At 65.0% G+C, this 25,273-nt stretch carries 23 protein-coding genes and 1 tRNA gene; 6 read left to right on the forward strand and 18 right to left on the reverse strand.

All coding sequences use genetic code 11. The annotated features are described in order from the left end of the window. Window positions 1-4 precede the first annotated feature (4 nt). Complete coding sequence (locus tag BMW90_RS03075; protein WP_083415932.1) at window positions 5-1,621, reverse strand: L,D-transpeptidase family protein; 1,617 nt, start codon at window positions 1,619-1,621, stop codon at window positions 5-7. A 343-nt stretch (window positions 1,622-1,964) separates the two neighbouring features. Here BMW90_RS03075 and BMW90_RS03080 point away from each other — a divergent pair, with 343 nt between their 5' ends. Both BMW90_RS03080 and BMW90_RS03085 read left to right on the forward strand, forming a co-directional pair. Further along, complete coding sequence (locus tag BMW90_RS03080) at window positions 1,965-2,534, forward strand: peptidoglycan L,D-endopeptidase MepK (RefSeq protein WP_048531336.1); 570 nt, start codon at window positions 1,965-1,967, stop codon at window positions 2,532-2,534. A gap of 295 nt (window positions 2,535-2,829) precedes the next feature. Next, window positions 2,830-4,065 carry a lytic murein transglycosylase gene (locus tag BMW90_RS03085; protein WP_074834909.1) on the forward strand — a complete coding sequence of 412 codons (1,236 nt, stop codon included), beginning with the start codon at window positions 2,830-2,832 and terminating at the stop codon, window positions 4,063-4,065. A 12-nt stretch (window positions 4,066-4,077) separates the two neighbouring features. Here the strand turns inward: BMW90_RS03085 and BMW90_RS03090 are convergent, their stop codons facing one another. From BMW90_RS03090 to iscR, 13 genes are all read right to left on the reverse strand, one after another. Then, complete coding sequence (locus BMW90_RS03090; RefSeq protein WP_074834910.1) at window positions 4,078-4,452, reverse strand: calcium-binding protein; 375 nt, start codon at window positions 4,450-4,452, stop codon at window positions 4,078-4,080. Between the two features lie 48 nt (window positions 4,453-4,500). Beyond that, entirely contained in the window at window positions 4,501-4,890 is a 390-nt protein-coding gene (locus BMW90_RS03095; protein ID WP_074834912.1) for a cadherin repeat domain-containing protein, read from the reverse strand. After that, a tRNA-Arg gene (locus BMW90_RS03100) sits at window positions 4,883-4,959 on the reverse strand. Before BMW90_RS03100 ends, BMW90_RS03095 begins: the two co-directional genes overlap by 8 nt. A gap of 65 nt (window positions 4,960-5,024) precedes the next feature. Beyond that, window positions 5,025-6,245, reverse strand: coding sequence for a cysteine desulfurase (locus BMW90_RS03105; protein WP_074834913.1), 1,221 nt, complete (start codon window positions 6,243-6,245; stop codon window positions 5,025-5,027). After that, complete coding sequence (locus tag BMW90_RS03110; RefSeq protein WP_074834915.1) at window positions 6,238-6,828, reverse strand: Yip1 family protein; 591 nt, start codon at window positions 6,826-6,828, stop codon at window positions 6,238-6,240. The genes BMW90_RS03105 and BMW90_RS03110 overlap by 8 nt, the downstream gene beginning before the upstream one ends. Beyond that, window positions 6,825-7,310: a YIP1 family protein gene (locus tag BMW90_RS03115; protein ID WP_074834916.1), complete on the reverse strand. Its 486-nt coding sequence runs from the start codon at window positions 7,308-7,310 to the stop codon at window positions 6,825-6,827. The genes BMW90_RS03110 and BMW90_RS03115 overlap by 4 nt, the downstream gene beginning before the upstream one ends. A gap of 9 nt (window positions 7,311-7,319) precedes the next feature. Next, a complete protein-coding gene (gene sufD / locus BMW90_RS03120) occupies window positions 7,320-8,600 on the reverse strand; it encodes a Fe-S cluster assembly protein SufD (RefSeq protein ID WP_048531292.1) in 1,281 nt (426 codons plus the stop codon). Beyond that, the gene (sufC, locus tag BMW90_RS03125) at window positions 8,600-9,355 is read right to left on the reverse strand and encodes a Fe-S cluster assembly ATPase SufC (protein WP_048531290.1); all 756 of its coding nucleotides are present in this window, start codon (window positions 9,353-9,355) and stop codon (window positions 8,600-8,602) included. Before sufC ends, sufD begins: the two co-directional genes overlap by 1 nt. Before the next feature lie 78 nt (window positions 9,356-9,433). Next, window positions 9,434-9,976, reverse strand: coding sequence for a hypothetical protein (locus tag BMW90_RS03130; protein WP_074834918.1), 543 nt, complete (start codon window positions 9,974-9,976; stop codon window positions 9,434-9,436). Window positions 9,977-10,075: 99 nt separating this feature from the next. Then, complete coding sequence (locus tag BMW90_RS03135; RefSeq protein ID WP_074834920.1) at window positions 10,076-10,909, reverse strand: FkbM family methyltransferase; 834 nt, start codon at window positions 10,907-10,909, stop codon at window positions 10,076-10,078. Between the two features lie 86 nt (window positions 10,910-10,995). Next, on the reverse strand, window positions 10,996-12,516 hold the full coding sequence (sufB, locus tag BMW90_RS03140; RefSeq protein ID WP_074834922.1) for a Fe-S cluster assembly protein SufB: 1,521 nt from the start codon (window positions 12,514-12,516) through the stop codon (window positions 10,996-10,998). Window positions 12,517-12,533: 17 nt separating this feature from the next. After that, window positions 12,534-13,577 (reverse strand): cysteine desulfurase family protein, encoded by a 1,044-nt coding sequence (locus BMW90_RS03145; RefSeq protein ID WP_074834924.1) that lies wholly within the window; start codon window positions 13,575-13,577, stop codon window positions 12,534-12,536. A gap of 89 nt (window positions 13,578-13,666) precedes the next feature. After that, on the reverse strand, window positions 13,667-14,128 hold the full coding sequence (gene iscR / locus BMW90_RS03150; RefSeq protein ID WP_048531283.1) for a Fe-S cluster assembly transcriptional regulator IscR: 462 nt from the start codon (window positions 14,126-14,128) through the stop codon (window positions 13,667-13,669). 164 nt (window positions 14,129-14,292) lie between these two features. On the opposite strand from iscR, the gene BMW90_RS03155 reads away from it, so the two are divergent. Then, window positions 14,293-14,946 carry an alpha/beta hydrolase gene (locus BMW90_RS03155; RefSeq protein ID WP_048531281.1) on the forward strand — a complete coding sequence of 218 codons (654 nt, stop codon included), beginning with the start codon at window positions 14,293-14,295 and terminating at the stop codon, window positions 14,944-14,946. Between the two features lie 8 nt (window positions 14,947-14,954). Next, entirely contained in the window at window positions 14,955-15,191 is a 237-nt protein-coding gene (locus BMW90_RS03160; protein ID WP_048531279.1) for a hypothetical protein, read from the forward strand. Here BMW90_RS03160 and BMW90_RS03165 read toward each other — a convergent pair. Both BMW90_RS03165 and BMW90_RS03170 read right to left on the reverse strand, forming a co-directional pair. Next, window positions 15,175-16,578, reverse strand: a complete 1,404-nt coding sequence (locus BMW90_RS03165; RefSeq protein WP_074834926.1) for a cytochrome P450 — start codon at window positions 16,576-16,578, stop codon at window positions 15,175-15,177. The genes BMW90_RS03160 and BMW90_RS03165 overlap by 17 nt on opposite strands. Then, a complete protein-coding gene (locus BMW90_RS03170; protein ID WP_074834928.1) occupies window positions 16,575-17,807 on the reverse strand; it encodes a hypothetical protein in 1,233 nt (410 codons plus the stop codon). Before BMW90_RS03170 ends, BMW90_RS03165 begins: the two co-directional genes overlap by 4 nt. 93 nt (window positions 17,808-17,900) lie before the next feature. Between BMW90_RS03170 and BMW90_RS03175 the strand changes: the two genes are divergently transcribed. Further along, window positions 17,901-18,125: a sulfurtransferase TusA family protein gene (locus BMW90_RS03175; RefSeq protein ID WP_048531274.1), complete on the forward strand. Its 225-nt coding sequence runs from the start codon at window positions 17,901-17,903 to the stop codon at window positions 18,123-18,125. Between the two features lie 48 nt (window positions 18,126-18,173). Here the strand turns inward: BMW90_RS03175 and BMW90_RS03180 are convergent, their stop codons facing one another. Continuing rightward, window positions 18,174-21,188, reverse strand: coding sequence for an Rne/Rng family ribonuclease (locus BMW90_RS03180; protein WP_074834930.1), 3,015 nt, complete (start codon window positions 21,186-21,188; stop codon window positions 18,174-18,176). A 577-nt stretch (window positions 21,189-21,765) separates the two neighbouring features. Further along, window positions 21,766-22,638, reverse strand: coding sequence for an NAD(P)-dependent oxidoreductase (locus BMW90_RS03185; RefSeq protein ID WP_074834932.1), 873 nt, complete (start codon window positions 22,636-22,638; stop codon window positions 21,766-21,768). A 92-nt stretch (window positions 22,639-22,730) separates the two neighbouring features. On the opposite strand from BMW90_RS03185, the gene BMW90_RS03190 reads away from it, so the two are divergent. Then, on the forward strand, window positions 22,731-25,196 hold the full coding sequence (locus BMW90_RS03190) for a penicillin acylase family protein (RefSeq protein WP_074834934.1): 2,466 nt from the start codon (window positions 22,731-22,733) through the stop codon (window positions 25,194-25,196). Window positions 25,197-25,273 lie beyond the last annotated feature (77 nt).

Raw genomic sequence — 25,273 nt, forward strand, 5'->3', positions numbered from 1 at the left:
CGGTCTAACCCTGAACCGAGGTCAACGCCACCCCTGCATTCTGAAGCGCGCGATAGACCATCGCATCGCGGCCGTAGATGTCGGCGCGGAACTTGAGCCGGCCTTTGGCATCGGTATAGGCGGTGCGATAGATCAGATGCACCGGCACCGGCTCATCCAGAGGAACGCGGATGTTCTGGCCCGATTGCAGGCGGGTCTGAAAGAAGTCGACAGGGTCGTCGGTCTGCCGCGACAGCAACTCATAGGCAAAGTCGAACGGATCGTTCAGCCGCACACAACCATGCGAGAAGGCCCGCACTTCGTTCGAGAACAGGCTCTTGGCCGGGGTGTCGTGCAGATAGATGTTGTATTTGTTGGGGAACATGAACTTGACCAGTCCCAGCGCGTTCTTGTCCGACGGCGGCTGGCGCAGGTTGAACGGGAAGGTCCGGCCGGAATAGCGGGCAAAGTTGATCGACGAACGCGGGACCACGCGGCCACGGCCGTCGATCACCTGCAAATGCCCCGCGGCATAGGGATTGCGCCGCATCGCCGGCAGATATTCCTCGGAGGCGATCGACCGGGGCACATTCCAGTACGGGTTGATCTCCATGTATTCCATGACGTCCGAGAACTCGGGCGTTTCGCGGTCGGGCGTGTCCTTGCCCACCACCGAGCGGGTCTCGAAGGTGACCTTGTCGTTGTCGATGATCCGCGCCTTGAAATCGGGGATGTTGACCAGCACGTGCCGCGCGCCGCGCGGCCGGTTGAACCAGCGTTCGCGCTCCATCGCCACCAGCACCGATTTCAGCCGTTCCGAGGCTGGCACGTTGATCGCCCGCAGGGTGGCGGCGCCGGCGACGCCGTCGGGCTCCAGTCCCTGATCGACCTGATAGTCCTGAACCGCCTTTTGCAGCGCATTGTCGTAGGTCGCCGAATTGGACCGGTCGAGGTAGCCCATGGCGATCAGCCGGTTGCGCAGCGCGACAACGGCTGCACCGCTGTCGCCGGGGCTGACCTTGTCGGTCTGCACCAGCGCGCCCCAGCCGCCCGAGGCCACCACCCGCTCAAGTTCGAACTTGGCGCGGATCAGGCGGGTATATTCGGCCGAGGTCGGCACGATGGTGCGAAAGAAGGCGTCTGGATCGCCGGAGGTGAAATCGCGCAGATAGGTGATCGGATCGCGCAGCGGCGCCTCGCGCTTGATTCCATTGGTGACCTTTTGCGGGTTCAGCACCCCGGTCTGCATATGGCGCGAGAACAGCACCAGCGTTTCGCTGAGTTCGACCTCGAGCGCACCGAGCGCCCGCTCGCCCTGCACCGAGGCCAGTTTGCCGCGCAGGACGTCGGGGTGGTACTTGTCGGCCGGCAGCCCGTAAAGGCTGGCGCGGGAAACCGCCTGCAAGAGTGCGGCGCGACGGGCGCGGTGGATGTCGCTGTCGCCGGTCCAGATCGGCGCGAACCCGGTCTCGCGATAGAACGCGGCGATGTCACGGTCCGCCGAGGCGGATTCCGCCACCGCCTGCTTGAAGGCGGTGACCTGCGCAAACGCGGGCTGAGACGGGAGGCCCAGTGTGGCAATCGCCAGGGCCACGCCTCCCATCAGCGATCTGAATCCACTGGCCTTTTGCGACTGCGTCATCCCGTCCCTCCGAAGCTCAATTAATTAAACAAGACAATAATTAGTCTGTCTTATCCCTCTGTCTACTCACATATTCTTAAGTACTGTAACGCACACTTCCGAGACTTTCCCATGAATTGACAGGGGACAAGAATCGGGGGTTTTGTGCGCATTCTTGCCGTGAAGTTTGAATATTGAGCAAGTTTTCGCCCAACTTTTGCGAGACGCCAGCCATGCGGGAATCTCCGGTTGGCGAAAAATCCCCAATGTGGCATACAGACCACGCATCTGGGGATGAGATGGCAGGTTCCGCGTAACATCGCGGGCTGAACTTTTAGAGAGCGACAGACAGGCGCAATACAACATGACAGAACTTCGCGGCAGCGGTATCTCGCGGCGTGGCCTATTGGGCGCGTTCGCGGCAACTTTGGTCACAGCGGCACCGACCTACTCCAACGCAGCAGGCTTCCTTCGCGGCGGCGGCGACATCCGACGCATAAAGATGTATTCGGCCCGGACGGGCGAACGGCTCGACATGATTTATTGGGTCGAGGGCGACTATATCAAGGATGCGGTCGAAGAGGTCCACAAATTCATGCGCGACTGGCGCACCAACGATGTGAAATACATCGACCTTCGTGCCATCGACATTCTGGCGGCCTCGCACAATCTGCTTGATGTGCCCGAGCCTTACATGCTGCTGTCGGGATACCGCAGCCCGAAAACCAATGCGATGCTGCGCGCCCGCTCCAGCGGCGTTGCCAAGAACTCGCTGCACCTCAAGGGCCAGGCGGCCGACGTGAGCCTCAAGGGCCGTTCGGTCAACCAGATCGCCAAGGCAGCCACCGCCTGTCGCGCAGGCGGCGTCGGCCGGTACTCCAGCTCGAACTTCGTGCACATGGATTGCGGCGCGGTCCGCTCCTGGGGCCGCTAACCTGGCTTCCACTGCCAGTCTGATTGACGCCGTCCATCTGGGCGGCGTTTTGTTTTTCTCCTCCGGTTTCGTCACACCGGGGCCCTGCCATCAAAGCTGCGCATCCGGGGAGATGGCGCAACAGACCTTGGCAGTCCACAGGCGGACGAACACAATAGAAATCGACAGGGCCGTCTGTCAAATTGTGATCCTGCGCTGCGGCATCACCGTGCTGTGACTGGCAAACCGGGTGATATATCCGCCCTTCCTCGTTACGTTCCATGTCCACAACCCACCAGATATCCGGAGGTTCCCAGTGCGTGCGTTTTTTTTGTCCGTGACCCTCGTTTTCCTGGCCGTGACCGCGCAGGCCCAGGACAAGCCGGCCATCGAGCGACAGTTTCAATCCTGGATCCAGTCAGAGATCTGGCCGCGCGCCCGGGCCAAGGGCGTCTCGCGCGCCACCTTTGACGCGGCCTTTTCAGGGGTCACGCTCAACTGGGATCTGCCGGATCTGGTGCCCCCCGGCACCGCGCCCGAGACCCCGAAACGTCAGCGGCAGGCCGAATTCGGCGCGCCGTCGAAGTACTTCAATCGCAACTCCATCGACGGCGCCACCCGCATCGGCAAGCAGATGGCGCAACGCCACGCCACCGCGCTGGCGCAGACCGAGCGGCGCACCGGCGTGCCGGGCCGCATCATCCTTGCCATCTGGGGCCGGGAAAGCGGCTATGGTCGGGTGGCGATCCCGCATAATGTCTTTCGCGTGCTGGGCACCAAGGGTTTCATGTCGACCCGCGCGGAATATTTCAGCGCCGAGTTGATCGCCGCGTTGCAGATCGCCGAAGCCGGTCACGCGCCGGAGAGCGCGATGAAGAGCAGCTGGGCCGGCGCGCTCGGCCAGCCGCAGTTCATGCCTTCGAGCTTTCTGAACTACGCCGCCGACGGCAATGGCGACCGCAAGGCCGACATCTGGCGCTCCGAGGCCGATACCATCGCCTCGATCGGCAATTATCTGGCCGAACACGGCTGGGTTGCCGGCCGCGACTGGGGGTTCGAGGTCATGGTGCCGGATGCGGTCTCCTGTACGCTGGAAGGCCCCGATCAGGGCCGCCCGATCGCCGATTGGGCCGCCATGGGCATCACCCGGGTCTCGGGCCGGCCCTTCCCGGCGCATGAGCTGCCCGGCGAAGGTTATCTGATGATGCCCGCCGGGCGGCATGGGCCGGCGTTCGTGGTGACGCCGAACTTCTACGTGCTCAAGGATTACAACACTTCCGACCTCTATGCGCTCTTTGTCGGCCATGTCGGCGACCGCATTCGTTTCAACGTCGGCGATTTCCGCCAGGCTTGGGGCCGGGTCGACAGGCTGTTCCGCTCCGACATCGCCGCCGCGCAGCGCTCGCTCGAGGCGATGGGCCATGACGTCGGCGGCGCCGACGGTCTGCCCGGCTACAAGACGCGCCGCTCGATCGGCCGCTGGCAGGAGGCCCGTGAGCGGCAAGCCACCTGCTTTCCCGACAAGGGCAATATCGCGGCGTTGGGGGGCTGATGGCCCCTGCCGTCAGGCGTTAAAGATGTTATCCGCCAAGTCGTCGAAATGCGTCAGGTTCGAGAAAGTTATGGTTTCGCTTCCGAAATCCGGAACAGCCACGCCGCTGCTTGTGTCGGCGAACATGGCGATCACCTCTGCCCCGGTCGTGGCCGGGCCAAGCAGCGCCACGCTGACGACAATGGCGTCCTGGAAATGTTCGAAATCGGAAATCGTGTCGTTGCCGCGCCCCGGTACAAAGAGGAACTCGTGGGCCCCGGTGCCTCCGCGCAGGTCGTCGTCGCCGGAACCGCCGGCGATCACGTCGCGCCCCTGATTGCCGTGGATCCTGTCGTTGCCATCTCCGCCCCGGAGCGTGTCGTCGCGCGGCCCCTGACAGGCAGTCATCGCCCGCCCCGCCCTCATGGGTCATGTTTGCGGCACCGCCCGCGATCATCACAAGATCCTCCGTCGCCGCCCGGCATCGATATTCTCCCGGTTCACGTCGGTTACGTTGACGGTGAATGTCTGGCTGCTCTGCGCCGCATCGCCGGTTGCGGTTTCCATGGCCGTGATCGCAACATCGATGCTGCTTTCCTGGTCGAAGTCGAATTTGTGCCCGCCAGGAGGCACAGTTCGAATTGCCCCGGGGGTGGCGGTCGCCCGCACGCCGAACCGGGGATCATCGACGGCCAGGCTGAAGGCGTCACCTTCGGGGTCTGACAGCGTAAAGGTACCAAGAACGATTTGGTTCGCGAACCAGCCTTCGACCAGCGTGTCAGTCTGGCCCGCACGCGACGGCCAACACTCGGAGAAAAACGGATTTTTAAGGGAAGTTTGGCGCACCTGAAAGGATTCGAACCTTTGGCCTCTGCCTTCGGAGGGCAGCGCTCTATCCAGCTGAGCTACAGGTGCGTGCAGGGCCCTCTATACTCAGAGTACGCGGGCGCTGCAATTGCAAATCGGCGTAAAATCGCGCCTCAGGCAAAGAGATCGTGCGCCAGCTCCAGCGCGTCGATCAGCGCGTCGACCTCGGCCTCGGTGTTGTACATGCCGAACGAGGCCCGGCAGGTCGCCGTCACGCCCAGATGATCCATCAACGGGCCGGCGCAATGGTGGCCGGCGCGCACCGCGACGCCTTTCTTGTCGAGAATGGTCGAGATGTCATGCGCATGCGCCGCGCCGTCGAGGGTGAAGGAAAAGATCGCCCCCTTGCCCGCCGCCTTGCCCTGGATCTGAAGCCAGTTCAGCCCGTCCAGCCGGCCGCGCGCATATTGGGTCAGCGCCGCTTCATGGGCGGCGATATTGTCCATGCCGTGGCCCATCATGTACTCCAGCGCCGCGCCAAGACCGATGGTCGCCACGATCGACGGGGTGCCGGCCTCGAACTTCATCGGCGGGTCGTTGTAGAGGATGCCGTCGCGATGCACCTCCTTGATCATGTCGCCGCCGCCCATGAAGGGGCGCATCTCGGCCATGCGCGCCTTTTTCATGAAGATCGCGCCGGAACCGGAGGGGCCATAGAGCTTGTGGCCGGTGATGGCATAGAAATCGCAGCCCAGCGCATCGACATCGACAGGCCCGTGCACCGCCGCCTGGCTGCCGTCGATCAGCGTGGCGATGCCGCGCTCGCGGGCGGCGGCGCAGATCGGCGCCACATCGACCCGCGTGCCAAGCACATTGGACATATGGGTCACCGCCACCAGCCTGGTTTTCGGCCCCATGGCGTCGATCACCTTTTGCGGGTCGAGCGATCCGTCGGCCTCGATCTCGACCCATTTGATCACCACTCCCTGGCGCTCGCGCAGGAAATGCCAGGGCACGATATTGGCATGGTGTTCCATCACCGAAAGGATGATCTCGTCGCCGGCCTCCAGCCGGGGCATCGCCCAGCCGTAGGCCACGGTGTTGATGCCCTCGGTGGTGCCGGTGTTGAGCACGATCTCGTCTTCGTCGGCCACGTTCAGAAAGCGCGCGATGGTGCCGCGCACGGCCTCGTATTTCTCGGTGGCGAGGTTCGACAGGTAAAACAGGCCCCGGTGCACATTGGCGTATTCCATCGAATAGGCCTGGGTCACCGCGTCGATCACGACCTTCGGTTTCTGCGCCGAGGCGCCATTGTCGAGATAGACCAGCGGCTTGCCATTGATCTCGCGTCCGAGGATCGGAAAGTCGGCCCGGATTGCGGCCACGTCATACATATGCGGATACTCCCACGGTGCTGGCCCCGATCAGCGAGAGCATCAGGACCAGGCCCAGAACGATGCCGATCCCCGCCAGCGCGATCACGCCCAAGGCCTTGAGCGGCGACCCGAAGCGGTGCGCCACATCGATGAAATTCACGAAGATCCAGAGGCCATAGAGGTTCACGGCCATCAGGAGGATGAGCGCCAGTCCCGGCGCCACAAGGGTCAGCACGGTGGCGACCAGTTGCACCACCAGCCGCAGCGCCTGAAGCCAGACGATTAGCACCAGCACATCGCCAAGCCCGCCTTCGCCGCCCAGCCAGTTGCCGGTAAAAGTGATGGCAAAAACCGTCACCACCGCGCCGCAGCCCAGCGTCAAGGCGAACATGAAAGGCGTCGCCATCATTGGCGGCAGCGGCGCGCTGGGCGGTGCCGCCAGGATGCCGAGGTGAAAGGCCAGCGCATTGAGCACGATCACCAGCACCAGCGCCTGCCAGAGCACCGGGCGCGGCAGATCGAGCACGATCAGCCGCGCCGCCGCCACACGCGGCGCCACCAGCGTTTCGGTCACCAGATCGCGCCAGCCGGTCCGGGTCATGTCTCTGGCCTTTCCGCTGCGCGCAGCCCGCCGATCCAGAACCACAGAAAGACGAGTAAGCTGATGAACTCCACCGCCTTGGGCCCCGGCCCGGCGCCGATGAACCCGGCCAGAAGACCGTTGAGCAGGATCAGCGGTGAGGCCGCCAAAAGCGCCCAGAAGAGCGCCAGACGCGCGCCGAAAAAGCTGCCCTGCCCGCCCAGGGCGCGAGCCAGAAGATGGCTGAGCGCCGCCAGACCGTAGAAGATCAGCGGCGCGATCATCACCCAGGCCAGCAGCGCGCCGCCCAGAAGCGGGTTGAGCTCCTGCCCGTCGAAATGCGCCTGACGCGCCAGCGGCGGCCATTGCGACACAAAGACCAGAAGGCAGCCCGCCATGAGAATGGCCAGCGCCCGGTCCTCGCGCTGGCCGCGCGCCAGCAGCCGGCACATCACTGCGCCGGGGCCGCGATAGGTGGCGACGATGTCCTGTGTGATAGCCATGGCGTCGTGTCAGTCCCGATGGCGGATGAGCCATCCCTCGATCCGGGCGGTGATCTCTTCGGCCAGCGCCTCGTTCTCGATCTCCTGCACCGCTTCGGCCAGAAAGGCCAGCGTCAGCAGGTTGACCGCCTGCGGCTCCGGCACGCCGCGCGAGCGCAGATAGAACAGCGCCTCCTCGTCGATCGCGCCGGAGGTGGAGCCATGCGAACAGGCCACGTCATCGGCATAGATCTCGAGCTCGGGCTTGGCGAGAAACTGGCTGTCCTCGTCGAGCAGCAGCGACTGGCTGATCTGGTAGCCATCGGTCTTTTGCGCGCCGGCCTTGACCAGGATCTTGCCCTGAAAGACGCCGGTGGCGCCGTTGCGGAGCACCTTCTTGAAGACCTGGCGGCTTTCGCAGTTCACCGCGTCATGGGTCACGAAGACGGTGTCATCGTGGTGAAAGTCACCGTCGCCGACACAGGCCCCGGCGACATGCGCCACCGCGTCGTCCCCGGTGAGCTCGATCACGCATTCATTGCGGGTCAGCACGCCGTTGGCGGTCAGGGTAAAGCTCTTGAACACCGATTCCGCGCCAAGACGGGCAAAGACATGCGTCACGGCCTGGCGCTCGTGGTCGCGGCCCTGGGTGCGGATGTGGTGCAGCCTGGCGCCATCGGCGACGTCGATCTCCATCACCTTGTTGAACCGCGCCGCCGCCGGGCCGTTCTCGAGAATGGTCACTTCGGCGCCGGCATCGACCTTGACCACATGGTGCAGCATCGCATCCGAGGTTTCGGATTTGTGCTCGTAGCAGATCGAGATCGGCTTGGACGGGGTGCCGGTCACGTGGATCAGCAGGCCGTCGGTGGCAAAGGCGGTGTTGAGCGCCGCCAGCGGGCGCTGCACCGGCACCTGGCCATTGGCCTCGAGCGTGCCGTAAAGCCCCTTGGCCCAGTGCAGATCGCTTCTGGTTTCGGCCAGGCGCTCGATCGTCACGCCTTCGAGCGCCAGATCGTCCGAAGCCTCGGCATCGAAGACCCCGTCGACAAAGACCAGATTGAGCCGCTCGACCTCGTCAAAGACCGGCGCTTCCTTGGGATCAAAGAGCGCGGCGCGCGGCGCCTCGGGCTGGGTCAGCGTGTCGGGGCGGGTGAATTTCCAGTATTCGTCGCGCCGTCCGGGCAGGCCCATTTCGCGCAACCGGCCCAGCGCAGACTGCCGCGCCGCATCCGACCAGCCGCCTACGGGCAGGTCGAGCGCCGCAATCCGCGCCTCGGTGGCATCCTGTTTGATTTGCGGAAGTGCCATTACGCCACCTCCTCCACCAGATGGGCATAGCCGCGCTCTTCGACCTCGAGCGCCAGGTCGGGCCCGCCGGTCTTGATGATGCGGCCGTTCGACATGATGTGCACCACGTCGGGTTTGATGTGGTCCAGCAGACGCTGGTAGTGGGTGATGACCAGGAAGCCCCGGCCCTCGTCGCGCAGCGCGTTGACGCCATCGGCCACCAGTTTCATCGCATCGACGTCAAGCCCCGAGTCGGTCTCGTCGAGGATGCACATCTTGGGCGCGAGCATCGCCATTTGCAGGATTTCGTTACGCTTTTTCTCGCCGCCCGAAAAGCCGACGTTGACCGGACGCTTCAGCATCTCGGCGTCGATCTTGAGATCCTTGGCCTTGGCCCGGATCAGCTTGAGGAATTCGGTGGCGTTGAGCTCTTCCTCGCCGCGCGCCTTGCGCTGCGCGTTGAGCGCGGTGCGCAGAAAGGTCATGTTGCCGACGCCGGGGATTTCCACCGGGTACTGGAACGCCAGAAACAGGCCCGCCGCGGCGCGCTCTTCCGGCTCCATGTCGAGCAGGTCATTGCCCTCCAGCGTCGCTTCGCCGTCGGTCACCTCATAGCCGTCGCGGCCCGAGAGAACGTAAGAGAGCGTCGATTTGCCAGAGCCGTTGGGGCCCATGATGGCATGCACCTTGCCGGCTTCGACCGTCAGGTCGACACCTTTGAGGATCTGCTTGTCCTCTTCTTCAAGTTTGACGTGCAGGTTCTTGATTTCCAGCATTTTTCTACCTCGTGTAAACGCGTGAAGGCAGCGCCGCCCCTTGGGGCTGCGCCGCGCTGATTTCGGATTTTTCGATTGTCAGGAAAGCGGAATGCTCACGCCGCGAAACAGGATCGATCCGGGTTCGCTCGCGGCGCGGGTGGCCTCGACCCACTCGGCCGAAAAGGCCATCGCAAAGACATCCGGCGCCATGTGCACCAGATTGTGCATCGTGGCCATCGCCACCGCGACGCCGGCAATCCTGACCGCCATGTGCCGTTTCGACGGGGCGGCAATGACCAGCGAGACGGTCGCCAGCACCGCCATCGCGCCGACGCCATCCAGCAGCATGCGGATGTCGCCGGTCATCTTGGAATCGGGCAGGCCGAACAGGTGATACCCGCCCAATTGCGACAGCACGAACGCCAGCAGGCCCAGCACAAAGCCGAAAAGGCCCGAGGGCGACGCCGTCCGACCGGTCTCCGGCGCGGCGCGCTTTTGCATCCGCCGGGCGCTCTTGTGGGTGATCCAGCAGGTCCCACTGCCGTCCGAGACCCCCGGTTGCGGCACCTGGCTCACCTGTCCGGAATTGATCCGGGAAATCCGGGCCTGAAAGCTCGCCTGCCCCTGCGTGCCGATCATGTCTGCTGCCTCTTGCGTCTTTTGTTTCTGCAACAGTTCGCGCAGGAAGGCGGCAGAAATGCGTCGGCATTGGCTTCAATGTGAGATAAATCACAGACATCACACCTCACCTTGCGTCAGCACATCGGCCGATTCGGCCGGTGCCTCGGCCTTGGGGGCGCTTGCGGCATAGGCTTCGGTGAGCCGATCCAGATCGCCGGCATCGCAGATCAGGTGGTTCTTGTTCAGCCGATAGCGCTGATGGGTCGCGAACAGCGCATAGCCCTGTGCCGTGACCCAGGCCAGAAAGTCCGCTTCGACGGCGTTGTCGACCTCGACCATCATCACCGGCCGCGCCCGCTCCAGCACGCCGCTCAGCCCGGCCAGAACCTGCATTTCCATACCTTCGACGTCGATCTTGATGAAATCCGGCGTCACACCCTCGAGCAGCGCGTCGCCGCGATGCACCTCGAGTTCACCCTGCCCCTCAAGCATCTTGGCGCCGCCAAGGTTGCGGTCTCGGTCCTGCATGGCAAAGCCGCCGCCCTGCGCATCCGACACGCCAACCCCCAGTTTCGAGAGATCGACCGTGTCGCGCAAGCCATTGACCAGCACGTTGCTCACCAGAAGCTCGAAGGCCTTGGGATTGGGCTCGAAGGGGATCACCCGCGACGCCCCCAGAAACAGCGCGGCAAACAGCGTGTGATTGCCGACATTGGCACCGATATCGACAAAGACGCCGCCCTTGGGGAAAACCGACGCCAGCCGCGACAGCTCACTCATCTCATAGAACTGCCCGCGCCGATGATTGCGCTGCACCGGGTCGTTCTTCATGTTGACGCAAAAGGTCACCGCCCGCTCCAGCACCCGTGCCTGCACGATCTGAAGCTTCACGCTCTCGACCGGACGGCCGAGGCGCAGACGCTTCTGGATACGTTTGATACGTGGGATCATCTCTGGTCGCCTGTGTTTGCGGGCGCGCGCGCCCTCTGCCTTCTGCCGTGGCATCGGTGGGCCAGAGGGCCCACCCCTGCCTCGTCTCAGCCGACAGAGCCTTCGAGCGAGATCGCCACCAGCTGCTGCGCCTCGAGCGCGAATTCCATCGGCAGCGCCTGAAGCACTTCCTTGGCAAAGCCGTTCACGATCAGCGCCACCGCTTCCTCTTCGTCCATTCCGCGCTGACGGCAATAGAACATCTGGTCGTCATCGACCTTGGAGGTTGTGGCCTCGTGCTCGACCCGCGAGGAATTGTTCTTCACCTCGATGTAGGGCACCGTATGTGCGCCGCATTTGTCGCCGATCAGCAGGCTGTCGCACTGGGTGTAATTGCGGCTGTTCTTGGCCTTCGGATGCATGCTGACCAGCCCGCGATAGGTGTTCTGCGCGAAACCGGCGCTGATCCCTTTCGACACGATGCGCGAGCGGGTGTTCTTGCCCAGGTGCACCATCTTGGTGCCGGTATCGGCCTGTTGGTAGTTGTTGGTGATGGCGATCGAATAGAACTCGCCCTGGCTGTCATCGCCGCGCAGGATGCAGGAGGGATATTTCCAGGTCACGGCAGAGCCGGTCTCGACCTGGGTCCACATGCATTTCGCCCGGTCGCCCCGGCAATCGGCGCGCTTGGTGACAAAGTTGTAGATCCCGCCCTTGCCGTTCTCATCCCCGGGGAACCAGTTCTGAACGGTGGAATATTTCACCTCGGCATCTTCCTCGACGATGATTTCCACCACCGCGGCATGCAGCTGCGAGGTGTCGCGCTGCGGCGCGGTGCAGCCTTCGAGGTAGGAGACGTAAGAGCCCTTGTCGGCAATGATCAGCGTCCGCTCGAACTGGCCGGTGTTCTCTGCGTTGATGCGGAAATAGGTGCTGAGCTCCATCGGGCAGCGCACGCCCGGCGGCACATAGACAAAGGAGCCGTCGGAGAAGACCGCGCTGTTCAGCGTGGCGTAGAAATTGTCGCTGACCGGCACCACGGATCCCAGGTATTTCTTGACCAGCTCGGGATGTTCGCGGATCGCCTCGGAGATCGAACAGAAGATCACGCCGGCCTTCTTGAGCTCTTTCTGGAAGGTCGTGCCGACCGAAACCGAATCGAACACCGCATCCACGGCCACCTTGCGGCCCTCGGCCGGGGCCTCCTCGGCGCCTTCGACACCGGCCAGGATCATCTGTTCCTTCAGCGGAATGCCCAGCTTCTCATAGGTCGCCAGCAGCGCCGGATCGACCTCGTCGAGCGATTTGGGCTTTTCCGTCATGCTCTTGGGACGGGCATAGTAATACTGGTTTTGGAAGTCGATCTCGGGGTAATCGACCATCGCCCAGTTCGGCTCCTTCTTGGTCAGCCAGCGTTCATAGGCCGCCAGCCGCCATTCAGTCATCCATTCCGGCTCTTCGTTCTTTTCCGAGATCAGCCGCACGATATCGGGGGTCAGCCCCTTGGGCGCATATTCCGTCTCGATCTCGGTTTCCCAGCCATATTTGTAGGTGCTGACCTCGCGAACCGCATCCACGGTCTCCTGGTCGACGCCTTCTTTGACCTGGGTCTGGTCAAGAGCTGCCATGATATCTACCTCCGGTGTCACGCCGCGCGGGCGCGATGCTTTTCATATGCTCTGCACCACGCTTCGGCAAAGCGCAGCACGTCGTCTTCCGTGTTCGAAGGGCCAAGGCTCACCCGGATCGCACAGGCGGCCTCTTGCTCTCCATATCCCATCGCGCGCAGCACGCGGCTGGATTTGACCTTGCCGCTGGAACAGGCCGAACCGGCGCTGATCGCGAAGCCGGCCAAATCCATCGCCATGACCTGCGTCTCGCCCTTCCAGCCCGGTGCGATCATGCAAAGGGTGTTGGGCAGGCGCGACGTCGATTTCCCGACTAAAATAATCTCTTTTTCCCGAGCCTCAATGGCTTTTTCTAGAATATTTCTAAGTTCCGCCACCCGCTCCCAGGTGCCATCGGCCAGATCGCGCGCCGCCTGTTCCGCGGCGGCGCCGAAACCGGCGATGCCGATCAGGTTCTCGGTGCCCGACCGGCGGCCCATTTCCTGGCCGCCGCCCCGGATCTGCGCCGCAACATCCAGCCCGCGCTGCAACACCAGCGCCCCCACGCCTTTCGGCCCGCCCAGCTTGTGCCCCGAGACCAGCGCCATCTGCGCCCCCGACCAGGCAAAGGAAAACGGCACCTTGCCAAAGGCCTGCACCGCATCGGTCAGCGCCAGCCCCGCCGGCAGGTCTTGCAGGATGCCGGTCTCGCTGTTGGCCGCCTGAAGCGCGGTTGCGGCGGGGTCCGCCACCGTCACCCGGCCCGCCGCATCCACCGGCAGCGCACCCTCGCTCCAGGCGCCGACACAATCATGCTCGATCGCCGCCGAGGCCAGCCCGCGGCCCGCCAGCGCCAACCCGGCCGCCTCGGTGGCGCCGGAGGTAAAGACGATATCCGCCTCGCCGGCACCAAGCGCCTCGGCGACCTGCCGCCGGGCGGTCTCGATCAGCCCCTTGGCGCGGCGGCCCTCGGAATGCACCGACGACGGGTTGCCCACCACCTCCATGGCGGCCAGCATCGCCCCGCGCGCGGCCGCACCGAGCGGCGCCGTGGCATTGTGATCGAGATAGACCCTAGGCACGCGCCGGCCCCTTCTTCTCTTTGCAAATACGCCGGGGGTCCGGGGGCAGAGCCCCCGAAACACGCGCCGCATGCCGCCCCGAACAACGCTCAGCCATCATCGACCACCGCAAACAATCCCGGCACCGCCGGACAGGGCGCCAGTTCGTTGCCGACGATATCCGACAGCCGGGTCTGGTGCAGAAACACATAGACATGCGCCGAAAGCCCCTCCCAGAGCCGGTTGGACAGCGATTGCGCCCGGCTGCCCGAGAGCCCGCCGCTGGCGCCGGCCCCCTTGTGCATCGCATCCACCGTCTCGTCCACCGCCCCGAGGATATCGACAACCCTGATCTCGGTGGTCGGCCGGGCCAGACGGTAGCCGCCGCCGGGGCCGCGCACCGAGGCGACAAGCTCGGCCCGGCGCAATTTGACAAAGAGCTGCTCGAGATAGGGCAGAGAAATATCCTGCCGCTGCGAGATCTCCCCCAACGTCACCAGGCGCCCCTCGGGCTGGAGTGCGATATCGACCAGCGCCACCATTGCATAGCGCCCCTTGGTACTCAGCTTCATTCGGTTCTCCCCAGGACGCCCGCCAGGCCAGTTGACCTCAGTAACCATTAGGCTTATCTGCCACAAGCCCCGTTCCGTTTCCGGCATCGGGTTTAGAACCATTCTAAGGTTAACGGACAATTGCGTCAACAATTGCCACACCTTTGCGAGGAGTACAGCCCGTTATGCCCGAGGTCATCTTTCCCGGTCCCGAAGGACGGCTCGAAGGCCGCTATCACCCCCAGAAAGAGCGGGACGCGCCGATCGCCATCGTGCTGCATCCGCATCCGCAGTTTGGCGGGACGATGAACAACAAGGTTGTCTACAACCTGCATTACGCCTTCTACAACATGGGCTTCACCGTGCTGCGGTTCAATTTCCGCGGCGTCGGCCGAAGCCAGGGCGAATACGATCAGGGCGTCGGCGAATTGTCCGATGCGGCCTCGGCGCTCGACTACCTGCAATCGATGAACAACAATTCCAAGCATTGCTGGGTCGCCGGCTTCTCCTTCGGCGCCTGGATCGGCATGCAACTGCTGATGCGCCGGCCCGAGATTACCGGCTTCGTCTCGGCCAGCCCGCCGGCCAACATGTACGATTTCTCCTTCCTCGCGCCCTGCCCCTCGTCGGGGCTGATCATCAACGGCACCGCCGACCGCGTCGCGCCGCCGTCCGACACCACGGCGCTGGTCGGCAAGCTGCACGAGCAGAAGGGCATCACCATCACCCATGAAGAGATCGAGGGCTCGGGGCATTTCTTCGAGAACGATCACATGGACACAATGATCGGCACGGTCTCGGATTACGTCAAACGACGCCTGACCGAGACCTCGCGCTAGGGCCTGCCATGGGAGTGACCGAGGATCTGGCCGACGCCCTGGCCCGCGACGTGATCGAGGCGGCCGAGCTGATGGGCGACGAAACGCTTGTCGCCGAGACCGCCAAGATCATCGGTGCCTCCTCGACCACGGCCGAAGAGGCCTTTCTGACGGCCGTGCGCGTGCGCATGGCCGCCAAACGCGGCCGACGTTTCCTCGAAGACCGGCTGCGCGCCTTCGAGGCGAAGATCAAGGATCAGGGCTGAGGCGCGGCGCGACACGCAGCCAGATGCCATTGTCGGACCGCACCGTCAGATGCGCCACCGGCACCGGCGCCGGCCCCGCGCCAAGCGCGAAGCGGAAATGCCGCAGCAGGTAGGACAGCAGCAGCGGCCCTTCGACCATGGCAAACCCCGCCCCGGGACAGACCCGCGCGCCAGCGGAGAACGGCAGATAGGCCTCGCGCAGGCAGGTCTTGCCGTTATCGGTGGCGTAGCGTCCGGGATCGAATTCATCCGGCCGCTCCCAGAGCCGTTCGTGGCGATGCAGATGCCAGGGGCTCAGCACGATCTGGCTGCCCTTGGGCACCTCGCGGTCGCGGAAGCTTTCGGGGCAATGTGCCTCGCGCACCATCATCGGCACCGGCGGATAAAGCCTGAGCGCCTCGCGAAAGACATCGCGCGACAGCCGCAGCTTGGCCATGACACCGAAATCCGGCGCCGCTTGCGCTGAACCGTTCGCCTCGGGCAAAAGCTCCGGCAGACATTGCGCTTCTTCCGCCAAACGCTCCTGCCACTCCGGGTACAGCGCCAAGAGATAGAGCGTCCAGGCCAGGGCCGAGGCGCTGGTTTCATGGCCGGCAAGAAAGAAGATCGCCACCTGGTCGACCATTTCCTCGGTGGTAAAGGTCTCGCCGGTCTCGGGGTCGGGCGTGCTCATGATCTTGGTGGCAAGATCATCGGGGGCGGTGCCGGCCGCGATCTCGGCCATGCGCGCGGTGGTCAGCCGGGTGATCAGGCGGCGGATGGTCCTGGCCGACGCCCGGGTGTCGCGGCGAAAGAACCGCGGCATCCATTTCGGCAGCGGCACAAAGGCCGCGAGGTTCAGGATCGGCTGGCTGCGCTGGTAGTGGCGGAACTCGGCAAAGACCTGCGACGCGATCTCATGTTCGATCGGAATCGAGAACAGCGTGCGAAAGATCACGTCTGCGGCGGCATGGCTGGTCTCGGCCTCGACCTCCAGCGTCTCGCCGCTATGCGCCGCCATCCGCTGCACCGCCGCCTCCGCCGCGGCGCGCATCGCCGGAAAGCCGTGCCGCAGGCGCCCGCCTTCGAAAGCCGGGTCGATGATGCGGCGCTGGCGTTTCCAGGTCTCGCCATTGGTGACAAAGACCGAGTTGCCCAGAAGCGGCCGCAGCCCCTCGCCGATGCGGTCGGATTTCGGGAAATCATCGGCCCGCTCTTTCAGGACCGCCCGGACCAGGTCGGGCTGGTTGACGAGGAAGGAGCGAAAGAATGGCGTACGGAACTCGGCCATCCAGGCGCGATAAAGCCGCGCCGGCTGAGCCGAAAGGATATCCTTGCGAAACAGCGACATGTAACGCAGAAGCGACACCTTGTCGGCGCGCGCGGGCGGTTTTGGCGGGCGTTTCATGGCGCGGTCGAGGTAAATTTGTTGACCGGTCGGTCGATCACCGACCGCGACGAGCGGCGGTTACGATAGCGCGTGGCCAGGGTGTCCGGGCCGGCCGTGATCTGGAAATAATCGTAGTCGCCGGGGCGGTCGAAGGCGCAGAGATACTGGAAATGCAGCCGGAAAAACCGCCAGCGCAGCGCCCTCCAGCGCTCTGGCGAGAGCGTTTTGGTAAAGGCGGCCGAGAACACCAGCGGCCATTTCTTCGCCGGCCCCGCCACTCCGGTGACCGCCACCGGATCGCAGAGCGCAAAGGCGCAGCCGTCTCCGGGCGCGGTGACATCGACCCAGAAGATTTCGTCGCGTTCGGACAGATAGGCAAGATCGGCGCGCAGCCGCCAGGCGCGCGGCAGAAAGCTGACCATCGGCACCACATGGCCGAGGCTGAGAAAGCCCAGTGCTGGTCCGTCTGGGCGCACATGGCCGGCGCGGATCAGATCGGACAGCACCGACACGCCCAGATGCGCGCCCGAGGAATGGCCGATCACCAGAATCTCGTCGACCGGGTCATCGCAGGCCGCGGCAATGCTCTCGACAAATTCCGCGATCCGCGCCTCGAGCTCGGGGGGCATCGCGCCAAACGCGCGGGCGTTGTAGGAATAATCGTGCATCAGGTAATAGACAAAAAGCTTGCCGTCCCACCTTCTGAACTGTTCCAGCAGCGCCCAGGCCAGCGCCAGCCCCGCCGCTCCTCCTACCAGCGGCCCGAGCCAGCCGACCCAGGGCGAAAGCAGCAGCCCGAGCTTGACCGCGCCCCAGACCACCAGCGCCGCCAGCGCCGCCTCGAGCAGCAGCATCACCACAGGATAGAGCGCCGCGATCACCGGCCCCTTTTGCAGCCTGGCCAACCGCCAGAAGGCGCCCGAGCCGATATAGGCGATCGCGGTATAGATCATCCGCAAGTAGCTGATGAAAATGCCGTGGCCCATCGAATGCTTGACGATGTCGGACCAGACCAGCACCTCGACCTCGGTCTCGACCACGGCGCCGTCAAATTCGCCGGTGACATGCCAGCCGTAGTTGCGCGATTTGGCGCGCGGGCGCAACGCGATGTCATAGCCCGAGATCGCGGCCTGTCTGGCGGCCTCGCGCCGATAGAGCTCGCGGTAGCGGCGCGGGTGAATCGGGTCGTAGCCGGGGATATAGAACACCCGGCGCTTGCCGACCCTTCGCTTGTCGCCACTGCCCATCTGCCACTCACTCTTTTGCCCCCGATCCTAGCCCGGTTTCGTGGCGAGAGTAAGGCGCTGGACAAGCCTCGCGGCGGCTCCTAGACCTGAGCCATGCCCGAGACACTCGACGCCACCCACCTGCTCTGCCCCCTGCCCGTACTCAAGGCGCGCAAACGCCTGAAATCCATGGAAGATGGGGCAATCCTGGAGCTCCGCGCCGACGATCCGGCAGCGGTGGTGGACGTGCCGCATTTCTGCGCCGAAGCCGGCCATGCGCTGATCGAGACGCGCGCCGATGGCGCGGCCGAGATCTACGTGATCCGCAAGGGCGGCTGACCTCCCCAAATGCAAAAAGCCCCGGCGCATGGCCGGGGCTTTGCCTGATCAGCGGCCGATCGACCACCAGCCGCGTTTCTTCGGCTTGTCGGGGTCTTCCACTTCGGTCTCCTGCGCCACATCGGCGGTCTCGAGCACCGGCTCGGCCTTGGCCGTGGCGGGCTCCGGCGTCTCGGCCTCGGCCTGTTCCGGCTCCGCCGGGGCCTCGGGCTCGGGCTGGGCCTCGGGCTCTGCCGCGACGTCGGACTGCACCGGCTCTGCCGCAGGCGCATCCTCTGCCACAGGCGCGTCCTCTGCGATCGGTGCCTCGGGCTCTGTCGCCGGGGCCTCGGCCACCTCGTCCACTTGCGAAGCCTCGGCAGGGGCATCCACCGCTGCCGGTGCCGCTTCGGCCGCCGGCGTGTCCGCCGGCGCCTCTGCGGCGGGCTCAGCCTCGGCTGCCGGGGCCTCAGTCGCCTCGGGCGTCTCCGCTGCGGCCGCAGGTTCCGGCGCCGCCGCAGGCGCTTCGCTCACCTCTGCCGGGGCCTCGGCCGCCTCGGTGGCGGCACCTTCGGCAACCTGCGCCTCTGGCGCGGCTGTCTCGTCCGAACCGGTCTCTTCGGTCTTGGCGCGCGAGGATTTGCGGCGGCTGCTCGACGTGCGGCGGGTGCGCTTGGGCTTGTCGCCGCTGCTTTCCTCGTCCGCCGGGCTGGCCTCGGCCTCTTCTTTCGGAGCTTTGGCTTTCTTGTCGCCATCGGCCTGTTTGTCGCCATTGGCGTCCTTGTCGCCATTGTCGTCGTCAGACCCGTCCTGCCCATCGCCATTGTTCTCGTCCGACTTGGACTTCCGCCGACGCCGGCGCCGCCGGCGCTTCTTGGGCTTGGGGGTCTCTTCTTCGCCGGTCTCGGGGGTTTCGGCCGGTGCCTCTTCGGCGGCCTGGGCCTCTTCTTCCGGTTCCTCGGTGTCTTCGTCGACCAGATCCATGATCTTGGTGTCGGCCGAGACGACGGGCGCTTCGGCCACCTTGCGGGTGGCGGTTTTCAGCTTTTCGATGGTGAAATCAGGGCTGACCAGCGCCGGATCGCCCTCGACCCGCACGGCAATGCCATAGCGCGCCTCGATCATCGCGATATGTTCGCGCTTGGCGTTCATCAGGTAGTTAGCAATCGTCACCGGGCAGCGCACCAGCAGTTCTTTGCAGCGGCGGCGGGTGCCTTCCTCTTCGATCTGGCGCAGCACTTGCAGGGCAAGGCTGTCATCCGAACGGATGAGGCCGGTTCCGTGGCAATGCGGGCACGGCGCGGTGGTGGCCTCGATCATGCCGGGGCGCAGACGCTGGCGCGACATTTCCATCAGGCCAAAGCCGGAAATGCGGCCCACCTGGATGCGGGCCCGGTCGGTCTTGAGCTTGTCCTTCAGCTTCTTCTCGACGGCGGCGTTGTTCTTGCGCTCGTCCATGTCGATGAAGTCGATCACGATCAGCCCGGCAAGGTCGCGCAGCCGGAGCTGGCGCGCCACCTCTTCGGCGGCTTCCAGGTTGGTCTTGAGCGCGGTCTCCTCGATCGAGCCTTCCTTGGTCGCACGGCCGGAGTTGACGTCGATGGCGACAAGCGCCTCGGTGACGCCGATCACGATGTAGCCGCCGGACTTGAGCTGCACCGTCGGGTTGAACATCGCGCCGAGGTAGCTTTCTACCTGATAGCGGGCAAAAAGCGGCAGCTGGTCGCCGTATTGCTTCACGTTCTTGGCGTGGGACGGCATGATCATCTTCATGAAGTCCTTGGCGATGCGGTAGCCGCGCTCGCCCTCGACCAGAACCTCGTCGATGTCGCGACTGTAGAGATCGCGGATCGAACGTTTGATCAGGTCGCCTTCTTCATAGATCTTGGCCGGCGCGATTGATTTCAGCGTCAGCTCGCGGATCTGCTCCCACAGGCGTTGCAGGTATTCGTAGTCGCGCTTGATCTCGGATTTGGTGCGTTTGGCGCCGGCGGTGCGGATGATCAGCCCCGCGCCCTGCGGCACGTCGATCTCGTTGGCAATCTCTTTGAGCTTCTTGCGGTCGGGGGCATTGGTGATCTTGCGGCTGATGCCACCGCCACGCGCAGTGTTGGGCATGAGCACGCAATAGCGGCCCGCGAGCGAGAGATAGGTGGTCAGCGCTGCGCCCTTGTTGCCGCGCTCTTCCTTGACGACCTGCACCAGCAGGATCTGGCGCACCTTGATGACTTCCTGGATCTTGTAGCGGCGCGGGCGCGGTTTGCGCGGCGGGCGGATGTCTTCCTGATCGTCGTCATCGGCCACCGATTCGATATCGCTGTCCTTGTCGGCGGCATCGGGCTTGGCCGGGGTCTCGTCTTCGTCGTCCTCGGTCTCGACCTCGGGGGCATCGCCGGTCTTGGCGGTGTCGTCAGCCGGCGTCTCGGTCGCGGACACGTCAGCCGCCTCCGGCGCCTCTTCCGCCTCGTCTGCCGGCGTGTCCGATTGGGGGGCGGCCGCTTCGACGGTCTCTTCCGCCTGAGCAGCGTCCGCCGCCGGTGCCGTTTCCGCCGCCTCGGCTTCGGGCGCATCGCCGCCCTCGGGTTCCTCGACCGGGGTCTCGGCGACGGTCGCCATCGGCGACAGCCCTTCGAGCGTGTCCTCGCCATCACCGAGGTCGATGGTTTCCATCCCCTCGACTTCGCGGCTTTCGATCGCATCGGTATTGGCGGTCTTCTCTGCCTTCGAGGCTGACCGGCGGCGGCGCTTCTTGGGGCGCGCCGCTTCTTCCTCGTCCCGCGCCTTCATGGCCTCGGCATAGGCGCGTTCTTCCTCCATCAGCGCCTCGCGGTCGGCGACGGGGATCTGGTAATAGTCGGGATGGATCTCGGAAAAGGCAAGGAAGCCATGGCGGTTGCCGCCATAGTCGACGAAGGCCGCTTGCAGCGACGGCTCGACCCGTGTGACTTTTGCTAGATAGATATTGCCAGCGAGCTGGCGCTTGTTTTCCGATTCAAAGTCGAATTCCTCGACTTTGTTTCCGTCCACCACCACGACGCGGGTTTCTTCCGCGTGGGTGGCATCGATAAGCATTTTCTTGGCCATTGTACTTTCATGCTTTCCCACAAGCCCAAGGCCGCGCGGGATATCCCGGGCGGCGCGGCGGATTGCAGGAAATGTCCGATTGGGGCGATGGTGGACGCGGTCAGCACAGGCATGGGTGCGGGGCCCGTGATGGCCCCTGCTCTTGCCCTCTGAATTCTCGCGCGTTGCATCGCGTTTCTTCTCCGACGGTCTGGCGCACGCACCATCCGCCCGTTTGCGGCCCGCCGCTTTCACAGTCGGGCTGGTCTTACGATCGCCGCCACGTCAATCTGGCGGTCCGGCGATCAGATCGGTCTGTCTTGGAAGGTTCGGGGCATCTGGCCCGCGTGACTTCGAAAACAGCGAAACTCTCGGGCAGAGGGACTGCGCCCTTTTGCCTTCTGTCAACATAAGGTGGGAAGGCGGGCAAATACAATGGGCAATCGTCAGCCGCACCGGCCCTGCGACAAGAAACGCCGCTTTTGCCGGCGCCCGGGACAGCCGTCACCGCCCCCGCGCCGGTGGCGCGCCGCCGACCGAGAGGCCCGGATCAAGTCCGGGGCGCGGGGCCTGAAACCTCCACGCCCCGCCAAGTCCCTCAGCCCGCTGCGTTCAGCCGCTTGATCAGGCTCGAGGTGTCCCAGCGCCCGCCGCCGAGCTTCTGCACATCCTTGTAGAACTGATCGACCAGCGCCGTCACCGGCAGGCTCGCCCCCACCTCGTCGGCGGTCTTCAGACAGATCGCCAGGTCCTTGCGCATCCAGTCCACCGCGAACCCGTGTTCGAACTGATCCGCCAGCATGGTCTCGTAGCGGTTCGCCATCTGCCAGGAACCGGCGGCCCCGCCGCTGATCACATCGACCACCGCCGCACCGTCGAGCCCGGCCTTCTGGGCAAAATGCAGCCCCTCGGACAGCCCCTGCACCAGCCCGGCAATGCAGATCTGGTTGACCATCTTGGTCATCTGCCCGGCTCCGCTCTCGCCCAGCCGGCGGCAGGCCTTGGCATAGGCCGCGATCACAGGCTCGGCCCGGTCGTAGGCCGCCTGATCGCCGCCGCACATCACCGCCAGCTGGCCGTTCTCGGCGCCTGCCTGCCCGCCGGACACCGGCGCGTCGACAAAGGCGATGCCGCCAGCCTCGGCCGCGTCATAGAGCTCGCGCGTCACCGCCGCCGAGACCGTGGTGTGATCGACAAAGACCGTGCCCTCGTCCATTCCGGCAAAGGCGCCCTCTTCGCCCAGGCACACCGCCCGCAGGTCGTCGTCATTGCCGACGCAGGCCATCACGAACTCGGCGCCCCGGGCCGCCTCGGCCGGCGTCGGGGCACTGGCACCGCCATGCTCGCCGGCCCAGGCCTCGGCCTTGGCGGCGGTGCGGTTGTAGACGGTCACCTCGTGGCCCGCCTTGGCCAGATACCCGGCCATCGGATAGCCCATCACGCCCAATCCCAGAAATGCCAGTTTCGCCATGTCGTGTGCTCCCGCTTTTGTCTTGCATCCGTTTCCTTTAAGGGGTTCTCACCCGAGCCGGACGGGAAGACAAGAGGCAAGGCAAGGCGCAGATGGCAAGCTTATTCAAATGGCTGTTCAGGCTGGCAACGGCCCTCGTGGTGCTCTGCCTGCTGGCGGTGGCCGCGGTTTATTACCTCGCCTCGCGTTCGCTGCCCGATTACGACAAGGAGCTGGCGGTGCGCGGCATCGACGGACCGGTCGAGATCGTGCGCAACAATGCCAATGTGCCGCATATCTTCGGCGCCGGGGATGCGGATGTGTTCTTTGGCCTGGGCTATGCCCATGCGCAGGACCGGCTGTGGCAGATGGTGACCCTGCGCCGCACCGTGCAGGGCCGGCTGTCCGAAGTGTTTGGCCGTCGCACCCTGAGCACCGACACGCTGATGCGCCGGCTCGATCTCTATCCCCGCGCCACCCGGTCGGTGGCGGCGCAGGATGACCGCACCCTGGCGGCGCTGACGGCCTATGCGGCCGGCGTGAACGCCCGACTGGACGAGATCAACCGTTCGGCGCTGGGCCGCGGCGCGCCCGAGTTCTTTCTCTTCGAGGCGCCCATCGCGCCCTGGCAACCGGCCGATTCCATCGCGCTGATCAAGCTGCTGGCAGTGCAGCTCTCCGGCCAGATGCAGGAAGAGGTGCTGCGCGCCCGCACGTCGCTGCTCATCCCCGACGAGGACCGGCTGCGCGATATCCTGCCCGATGTGCCCGGCTCCGGCACCGCAGCGCTGCCGGAATATGCCGCCCTGGTGCCGGAGATCCGCAAGGGGCACCAGGATTATGCCCGCCTGCCGCGCGACCCGCTCTCACCCTTCGCGCCGCGCGGGCTGGCCGGGGCGTCGAACGCCTGGGCGGCGGCGCCCTCGCGCTCGGCCTCGGGCGGCACCCTGCTGGCCAATGACCCGCACCTGGGCTTTACCGCGCCGGCGATCTGGTATCTGGCGAGGCTCGAGCTTGAAACCGGCGGCGTGATCGGCGCCACGGTGCCCGGCGTGCCGGTGGTGATGGCCGGCAAGAGCCCCAATCTCGGCTGGGGTGTCACCTCGTCTTACCTCGACGATCAGGATCTCTATATCGAGCAGCTCAACCCCGACAATCCGCAGCAATACCGCACCCCCGGCGGCTTCAAGGATTTCGAGACCCGCCGTTCGATCGTCCGCATCAAGGATGAGGCGCCGGTCACCGTCACCCTGCGCTGGACCGACAATGGCCCGGTGCTGCCGGGCTCGCATTTCGATCTGGGCGCGATCACCCCCGCCGGCCATGTCGCCACGCTGGCCTGGACGGCGCTGAGCGATGCCGACACCTCGCTCAGCGCCGCCATGGGGCTGATGTACGCCCAGGATATCGACGCGGCGGTGGCCACCGGCAAGGATTTCGTTGCCCCGAGCCAGATGCTGACCCTGGCCGACAAGGAGGGCATCGCGCTGCAACTGGTCGGCCGCATGCCGCGCCGCTCCGAGCGCCACGAGAGCCAGGGCCGCCTGCCCACCAAGGGCTGGGCCGCCGAAAACCGCTGGCAGGGCAGTCTGCCGTATGAGGACAACCCCTCTTTCCTGCGCCCCGAGGGCGGCATTGTCGGCAATACCAACAACAAGGTGATCGACCGGCCCTTCCCAGAGCATGTCTCCTTCAATTGGGGCGACAGCCAGCGGATCGAACGCTGGACCCGGCTGATGCAGGGCCGCGAAGTGCACACCCGCGACAGTTTCACCGAGGCCCAGCTCGACACCGTCAGCTTTGCCGCCCGCTCGCTGCTGCCGCTGATCGGTGCCGATCTCTGGTTTACCGGCGAGGCCGCCCCGGCCGGCACCCTGGCCCGCCAGCGGCAGGTGGCGCTGACCCTGCTGGCGGATTGGAACGGCGAGATGAACGAACATCTGCCGGAACCGCTGATCTATGCCGCCTGGCTGCGCGCGTTGCAGGAAAGGCTGATCCGCGACGATCTCGGGCCGCTGGCGGATGAATACACCCATGTGGAGCCGCTGTTCATCGAACGGGTCTACCGCGACATCGACGGCGCCAGCGCCTGGTGCGACATCCTGCAATCCTCGCCCGAGGAGAGCTGCACCGATATCGCCCGCCTGGCGCTGGACGATGCGGTGGTCTGGCTGGAAGAGACCCACGGCCGCGACCTCTCGGCCCTGCGCTGGGGCGACGCGCATGAGGCGACCCATGATCACCCGGTGCTGGGCGAGGTGCCGGTGCTGCGCCATTTCGTCAATATTCGCCAGTCGACCTCGGGCGGCGACCATACGCTCTTGCGCGGCCGCACCCGCGGCACCGGAGCCAACCCCTATCTGAACGTGCATGGCGCTGGCTATCGCGGGGTCTACGACTTCGCCGATCCCGACAGTTCGGTCTTTATCACCTCGACCGGCCAGTCTGGCCACTTTCTGTCCCGCCACTACGACGATCTCGGCAGCCTGTGGCGGCGCGGCGAATATATCCCGATGTCACTGGATGAAGATCTCGCACGGGCGGCAGCAACGGGGGTGACACGGCTGATGCCGCAGTAGCTTTGCGGCACCTGATCGCCCCCGTTTGCGAGAGCCGCGCCATCGTCGACCCGGGTGGCGATACAACGGCCGTGAAT

The sequence above is a fragment of the Marinovum algicola genome (genome assembly GCF_900109145.1).
Taxonomy (GTDB): Bacteria; Pseudomonadota; Alphaproteobacteria; order Rhodobacterales; family Rhodobacteraceae; genus Marinovum; species Marinovum algicola.